6 protein-coding genes are annotated in these 7586 nt (G+C 53.0%); all 6 read left to right on the forward strand.

The features are described from left to right. Window positions 1-147 precede the first annotated feature (147 nt). Complete coding sequence (locus ACRESJ_RS11680; RefSeq protein ID WP_007974078.1) at window positions 148-582, forward strand: low molecular weight protein-tyrosine-phosphatase; 435 nt, start codon at window positions 148-150, stop codon at window positions 580-582. 24 nt (window positions 583-606) lie between these two features. Next, window positions 607-2844, forward strand: coding sequence for a polysaccharide biosynthesis tyrosine autokinase (locus ACRESJ_RS11685; RefSeq protein ID WP_431758027.1), 2238 nt, complete (start codon window positions 607-609; stop codon window positions 2842-2844). A 54-nt stretch (window positions 2845-2898) separates the two neighbouring features. After that, complete coding sequence (rfaH, locus tag ACRESJ_RS11690) at window positions 2899-3405, forward strand: transcription/translation regulatory transformer protein RfaH (protein WP_431758028.1); 507 nt, start codon at window positions 2899-2901, stop codon at window positions 3403-3405. 614 nt (window positions 3406-4019) lie between these two features. Continuing rightward, window positions 4020-5411 carry an undecaprenyl-phosphate glucose phosphotransferase gene (locus ACRESJ_RS11695; protein WP_431758031.1) on the forward strand — a complete coding sequence of 464 codons (1392 nt, stop codon included), beginning with the start codon at window positions 4020-4022 and terminating at the stop codon, window positions 5409-5411. An 80-nt stretch (window positions 5412-5491) separates the two neighbouring features. Next, the gene (wecB, locus tag ACRESJ_RS11700; protein ID WP_431758029.1) at window positions 5492-6619 is read left to right on the forward strand and encodes a non-hydrolyzing UDP-N-acetylglucosamine 2-epimerase; all 1128 of its coding nucleotides are present in this window, start codon (window positions 5492-5494) and stop codon (window positions 6617-6619) included. A 144-nt stretch (window positions 6620-6763) separates the two neighbouring features. Next, the coding region (locus ACRESJ_RS11705; RefSeq protein WP_431758030.1) for a flippase at window positions 6764-7586 on the forward strand (823 nt) is incomplete at its 3' end.

Raw genomic sequence — 7586 nt, forward strand, 5'->3', positions numbered from 1 at the left:
CTAGAGTGCACGCTTTTAAAATGGCCCCGGTAGCAGTAAGCCACCGGAGATAGCCGTGCAGTTATGCTGGAATGGAATCCAAGCACCCCCCTCCTTCCTCCTGCCTGTGCGGTTTTCACACTTGAAATCGCAACTTGCGCAGCCCCTATGTTCAATAAAATCCTGGTCGTTTGCATCGGCAACATCTGCCGAAGCCCCACCGTCGAGGCCCTGCTCAAAAGCAGGCTGGCCGAACGCGGCATTGATGTGAGTTCAGCGGGCATCCACGCCCTCGTGGACAAACCCATGGACAGCACCGCGCTGGAAGTCTTGCGCGAACACAATGGCGACCACCCGGACCACAAAGGCCGGCAACTGACCCGCGAACTGCTGCAACAGGCCGACCTGATCCTCACCATGGAAACAGGCCACGTTAAACGCATCGTGCAAATGGCACCGGAAGCACAGGGCAAAACGTTCCTGCTGGGCAAGTGGCAGAACAACCAGGAAATCCCCGACCCCTATCGCCAACAGAAGGTCGCCTTCGAACACGTCTACCAACTGATGACGCAAGGCGTCGACAGCTGGTCGCAAAAACTATAATCACCTCTTGTAAAAGTACCCCGCATGCAAAGCCCAAACAGCCTCCCCATCCAGGAACACCGCGACGACGATGACGCCATCGATCTGCTCGCACTCTTCGGCACCTTCATCGATAGCAAGTGGATCATTGTTGGCATCACTGCGTTCTTTTGCGCGGTGGGTGTTGCGTATGCACTGTTGTCGACACCGGTATACCAGGCGAATGCGCTGGTTCAGGTTGAAGAGAAAAAAGGCGGCATGGCTGCGCTGGGCGGCATGGGGGAAATGAGTGAAATGTTCGGCGGCACCTCTCCGGCGGTGACCGAGATTGAGCTGCTTAAATCCCGCGCGGTACTGGGCAAGGCTGTGGAGAACCTGAAACTCGACATTATTGTTAAGCCGAACTATTTCCCGCTGATTGGCCATTTTCTGAGCCGACGCTTTGAGCCGGTGAGTGAAAACCAGGTGGCCTCGCCACTGCTCGGTCTCAACAGCTTCACTTGGGGTGGAGAAAAGCTCGATATCTTCCAACTGGAAGTGCCGGATGCTTACCTTGGCAAGGGGTTGACACTACGCTCTGAGGGAAATGGTGCCTTTACTCTGCTGAATGACGATGACGAAGCCCTCCTCCATGGTCAGGCGGGTGAGAAGCTCGAGCAGAATGGCTTCAAACTACAAGTCTCCGCCCTGAACGCCAATGCGGGCGCGCTTTTCACTGTCGCCAAACAGCGTCGTCTAAACACCATTCTGCAATACCAGGAAGATGTGTCGGCCGCTGAACGTGGCAAGGAATCCGGCATCATCGCATTGTCGCTGGAAAGCGAAGATCCCGATCTGGCCAACAAGGTACTGGATGAGATCAACCGCCTCTACGTACTGCAAAACGTCCAGCGCAACTCCGCCGAAGCCGCACAAAGCCTGGACTTTCTGCGCTCCCAGTTGCCGGATGTACGAAAGCAACTTGAGAAGGCCGAAGGTCAGTTGAATGCCTACCAGAGCAGTGCCCGCTCCGTAGACATTACTATCGAAACCAAAGCTGTACTCGATCAGATCGTAGCCCTGGAAACCCTGATTTCCGAGTTGAAGCTCAAGCAAGCCGAGATGGAACACCGTTTCACCCGCGAACATCCGTCCTACCAGGCACTGATGACCCAAATGGGTCAGCTGGATCAGCAGAAACGCGGACTGGAAAAAAAGGTCAAGAACCTGCCAGAAACCCAGCAGGAATTACTGCGCCTGACCCGTGACATGCAAGTCACCACCGACATCTACACGCAGTTGCTGAACAAAACCCAGGAGCTGGATATTGTCCGAGCCGGTACGGTAGGTAACGTTCGCGTGATCGACTCGGCGGATGCGAACATCGAAAAACCGGTCAAACCGAAAAAAATGCTGATCGTTTTGATCGCAACGCTGCTCGGCGGCCTGATTGCCGTGGCCTACGTACTGGTTCGTAAAGCGTTGAATCGTGGCGTCGAAGACCCAGAGGTCATCGAGCAACTCGGCATCCCGGTTTATGCCTCAATCCCTCTCAGCAAGGGTCAATCCTTGATTGAAGGCACATTAAAGGGCAACAACCGCGCGTCTACCGGCTCCCTGTTGCTAGCCGTGAACAACCCCGCCGACCTCGCTGTTGAATCATTGCGCAGCCTGCGTACCAGCCTGCACTTCGCGACCCTTGAAGCGAAGAACAACATCCTGATGATTTCCGGCCCAAGCCCGGCCGTGGGTAAATCCTTCGTCTCGTGCAACCTGGCCGCGATCATTGCCCAGACCGGACAAAAGGTACTGCTGGTCGACGCCGACATGCGTAAAGGCTACCTGAACAAAATGTTCCGCATGGACGTGAGCAACGGATTATCCGACCTGCTCGCCGGCAAAATTGACTTGAACAAGGCAACCCACTCCACCGAAGTGGACAACCTGCACGTCATCACCCGCGGGCAAATCCCACCTAACCCGTCGGAATTGCTGATGCACAGCAACTTCACTCGCTTCCTGGAGCAAGTCAGCAGCCAGTACGACCTGGTGATCATCGATACCCCGCCAATCCTCGCAGTGACCGACGCAGCCCTGGTAGGCCGCCAGTCCGGCACGAACCTGATCGTGACCCGTTTCGGCGTAAACGCTGCCAAAGAGATCGCAGTGACCAAACGCCGCTTCGAACAGAACGGCATCGTAGTCAAGGGTGCGATTTTCAACGCCGTGGAACGCAAAGCTTCAGCCTACGGCTACGGCAGTTACAGCTACTATCAATACGAATACGCCTCGGACAAAAAGTGACACCCGACATCAGGGCAGCACCGCTGCCCTGATTCACCCATGAGAGCCCTTAGCATGCCTCGCCCGCATCCTCCCCCACGCTGGTACCTGATCCAGTGCAAACCCCGGCAAGACGCCCGCGCCGAGGAAAACCTGATTCGCCAGAGCTTCACTTGCTACCGACCAACCCAACGGATCGAACGTATTCAGCGCGGTCGCCGCAGCACGTCAGTGGAGTCTCTCTTCCCCGGCTACCTGTTTATCCAGCTCGACCAACTCAACGATAATTGGCACCCGATCCGCTCTACCCGCGGAGTCAACCAACTGGTGACGTTCGGTAAACTACCGATTGCGGTCGCTGACGATCTCATCGAGCAATTGCAACAGCAACTCAACGAGGCACCCGTAGAGCCCACAGCATTCGAACCCGGCGACAGGGTGCGCATCAACCGCGGCAGCTATAAGGAACTGGAAGCGATTTTCCTGGCCCGCGACGGTGCCGAACGCATCGTGATCCTGCTCCAGCTCCTGCACCGCGAACACACCCTCAGCGTCCCGATCGACGCAATAGAAAAAACCTGATCACCCCCTATCGTTTTGCTCACCTAAAACAACAAAAATAAAAATCAATGACTGACTTGTGAGCGCTGAAACTGCTTGCAATGTCGAACCCTGCCCGAACCACAGCAAATCTGGCCGAACCCGGTCCTCGCCCAATAAAAACGCCGCTTTTAGTGGATCCAACCTACAAATCCGTCTTCACTTTTCCTACGAACTCAGTAGAATGCACCCTCGGCTGAGGCTAACCACTTCATTCCGGCAGGATGCCTTGCACAGCCCCCGTTGTGCAGCAGTCAAGGAACAGACGCATAGTCCTCTGCTGAGCCATGGCTCGGCCTGCCCGATTGACTCCCTCATCCCCAAAATAAACTGCCAGCGCTCGCGCATCGGCTCATTCGTCGCACCCACGGCGCACGTTCTCAGGAAACCAACGGTCAATCCTGGGGCGGTAGCGTGCCCAAAACCTTGATATTGGCCAAGGCGAGTGCGTTCCCTGTCACGGATAAGGGAAACGCCACGACACAGACCGGTTTGTGCCCAAGGCTCAAACAGCAACTAAAGCTGCATGGAGTGAACATTCCAGACAGCAGGCATACCCAGGATGGTATGTCCAAATCGATGCAAGGGAGATTATTTTGATTCGCAAGCGCAACACCACGCTACCAGCCGGTCGCGGTCTTACGTTCTGGACCCAATGGCTTGCCGCAATCTCCGCACTCATCCTCCTGCTCTGTGCACTGGCAACCATGAAGACCGGGGAAGTCGAAGCCCACTACCGCATACTCGCGGCATTCATACTGCTCGGCTCGGTACCCTCCTACTCCATGATGCAGGTCTACCATAAACACCATGGCTATCTGGTAGGACTAGGCCGATTGTTGGCTGGCTGGCTGGTGCTACTCTCCGGCTTGACCGTCGTGGCGTTTATCACCAAAACCAGTCAGCTTTTTTCCCGCGAAGTCATCATCATTCTCGCGATTGCCGGTTTCGCACTCCAAGCCTGTCTCTATGTGCCGCTGCAAAACCTTTCCCGGCGTTACCAGCAAAAGCTGCAAGCCGCCCGCACCTCGCTGATTATCGGCACCGGCGACCTGGCCCAAGAACTTGCGGACAAATTGGTTCGCAATAGAAACGAACCACTGGTTGGCCTGGTAGCCGCGGACGACCACCCCTCGCCCAGCAATGGCCTGTACCCGGTGATTGGCAGCCTTGCCCACCTGCGGGACCTGATCGCAACCCACCAGATTCGGCGCCTCTACATCGCATTGCCGCTGACAGAAGCCGAACAGATCGAAGGCCTGTACATCGACCTGCTGGACTCCAGCGTCGACGTCATCTGGACCCCGGATCTGCAAAGCCTGATCCTGCTCAACCACTCCGTAAGTGATATAGAAGGCCTTCCCGCCATTCACTTGAACGAGAGCCCACTGACGTCCTACCCCACCGCCGCCGCCTCTAAAGCGATAATGGACCGGACCGTCGCACTCATCGCGATCATTCTCCTTAGCCCGGTACTGTTGGCCACCGCCATCGCCGTCAAATGCTCATCCCCTGGCCCGATCCTGTTCAAACAGAAACGCCATGGCTGGAACGGCAAGATCATCAAGGTCTGGAAGTTTCGCTCGATGCGTGTGCACGATGACCAAGAGGTAAAGCAGGCCAGCCGCAAAGACCCACGCATCACCCGCGTCGGCCAATTCATCCGCCGCACTTCCATTGATGAATTACCGCAGCTCTTTAATGCCCTCCAAGGCCGCATGTCGCTGGTTGGCCCGCGCCCTCATGCCGTGGCACACAACGATTACTACACCGGAAAAATCGATGCCTATATGGCTCGACATCGAATCAAACCCGGTATTACCGGCCTAGCACAGATCAGCGGTTACCGAGGTGAGACGGAAACTATCGACAAGATGGAGAAGCGTGTAGAGCTGGATCTTGCATATATCAATAATTGGTCGTTGTGGCTGGACATCAAGATATTGATCAAGACTCCGTTCACGCTGCTATCGAAGAACATTTACTGAAGCGTGTCGCCCTCCCGTTACCGCACCTAACCCGTGCAACTCTCGACACTAACAAACACCTATATGATGGCCTGCATCTAATGAAAACCCTCTGCGTCTTTGGCACCCGCCCCGAAGCTATCAAGATGGCTCCACTGGTTCTTGCACTTGCGTCTGACGAACGCTTCGATGCAAAGGTCTGCGTTACAGGCCAACACCGGGAGATGCTCGACCAGGTGCTTGACCTGTTCGCCATCCAGCCAGATTTCGATCTGAACATCATGAAACCTGGCCAGGATCTTACGGACGTCAGCACGGCCATCATGCAAGGTTTGAAGAACGTATTTGCGGACTTCAAACCAGATGTCGTTTTAGTGCACGGAGATACCGCGACCACCTTCGCCGCGAGCCTCGCAGCGTACTACCAGCAAATTCCGGTCGCTCACGTTGAAGCGGGCCTGCGTACCGGCAATCTGTATTCACCCTGGCCTGAGGAAGGCAACCGCAAGCTGACTGGTGCACTGGCCACTCTGCATTTCGCTCCAACTGAAACCTCGCAATCGAACCTGCTACGCGAAGGCGTCAAACCCGAAAGCATCATCGTTACAGGGAACACCGTAATTGATGCATTACTGGACGTAGTGGCGCGACTTGATAAGGACCAGGAACTCAATCAAAAAGCCGCCGCACCTGGCGCATTTCTCGACCCTTCCCGGAAATTGATTCTCGTAACCGGGCATCGTCGAGAAAGCTTCGGTGACGGGTTTGAGCGAATCTGTAATGCGCTGATTGAAGTCGCGCAACAAAACCCAGAGGTCGATATCGTTTATCCGGTGCACCTCAATCCTAATGTTCGTGAACCCGTCAACCGGTTGCTTTCCGGCATCGACAATGTCCATTTGATCGAGCCATTGGATTACCTCCCGTTTGTTTACATGATGACCCGCTCGCACATCATTTTGACCGACTCGGGCGGCATTCAAGAGGAAGCGCCATCTTTGGGTAAGCCGGTACTGGTGATGCGCGATACAACAGAGCGTCCTGAGGCAGTCTCGGCAGGCACTGTGAAACTAGTTGGCACCGAAACTACCAATATTGTCATTGAATTGAATCGCCTACTGAATGACACAGTTGCGTACCGAACGATGAGCTTTGCCCATAACCCATACGGCGATGGGAAAGCATGTGAAAAAATAAAAAATTCGCTCATAGAAAAACTATCTAGTTAACCGTCAAATAGGCTTGGCCTTTTCTCATTAAAGGCCAAACAGCCATCAAGCGCTAAAACCCGCCTCAAAACCCAAAAATTCAATTTTAATGTCACACATAATTTTCATGGCATTCACCGTAGAGCATTTCGCTTGCGAAAACTAATGAACTTAACATTAAATCCGAATTTTCGTCGGTATCTTGGCAACAGCACCTGGATGATGACCGAGCAATTGCTGAGGCTTTTCTCAGGGGTATTTGTAGGTATTTATATAGCTCGATATTTAGGTCCAGATCAGTTTGGCGCACTGAGCTATGTCCTTACTATTTCTGCACTCTTAATTGGAGTGTCTAGAATGGGAATGGACTCAGTACTGACTAGAGACCTTGTACAAAAACCTGATCGAAAGCAAGAGTTAATGGGCACCGCTTTCTGGATCATGACTATAACAGCCGCAATATGCTACGCACTTACAGCAACAACCATCTACAATATCCAAGAAGATAACGAAACAAAATTATATGCACTTATAATCGCTGGCAGCACTTTTTTCACATCATTTCTAGTAATTGATTTTTATTTTCAATCTCAAATACAAGCAAAATACTCCTCACTATGCAAGTCAACTTCATTAATAATCACATCGTGCACCAAGCTACTACTCATATTCTATAAATCAAATTTAATTTGGTTTGTTGTAATAACCGCATTAGAGCAGGCAATACTAGCGATATTTCTTATAGTCGTTTTCGCTCGAACAAATTTTTTGACGTTCTTCTTCAAATTCAACACCCAAGATGCAAAAGAAATGCTTGTTAGTTGCTGGCCCATGGTCGTATCCTCAGTAGCTATATTAATATATATGCGAATAGACCAAATAATGATCAGGCATATGCTTGGATTACGAGAAGTCGGCATATATTCCGCCGCAGCAAAACTGTTTGATGCATGGTTTCTTCTGCCTTACACACTAACAATTTCTCTCC

It is taken from the genome of Pseudomonas sp. (assembly GCF_050739655.1).
Taxonomy (GTDB): Bacteria; Pseudomonadota; Gammaproteobacteria; order Pseudomonadales; family Pseudomonadaceae; genus Aquipseudomonas.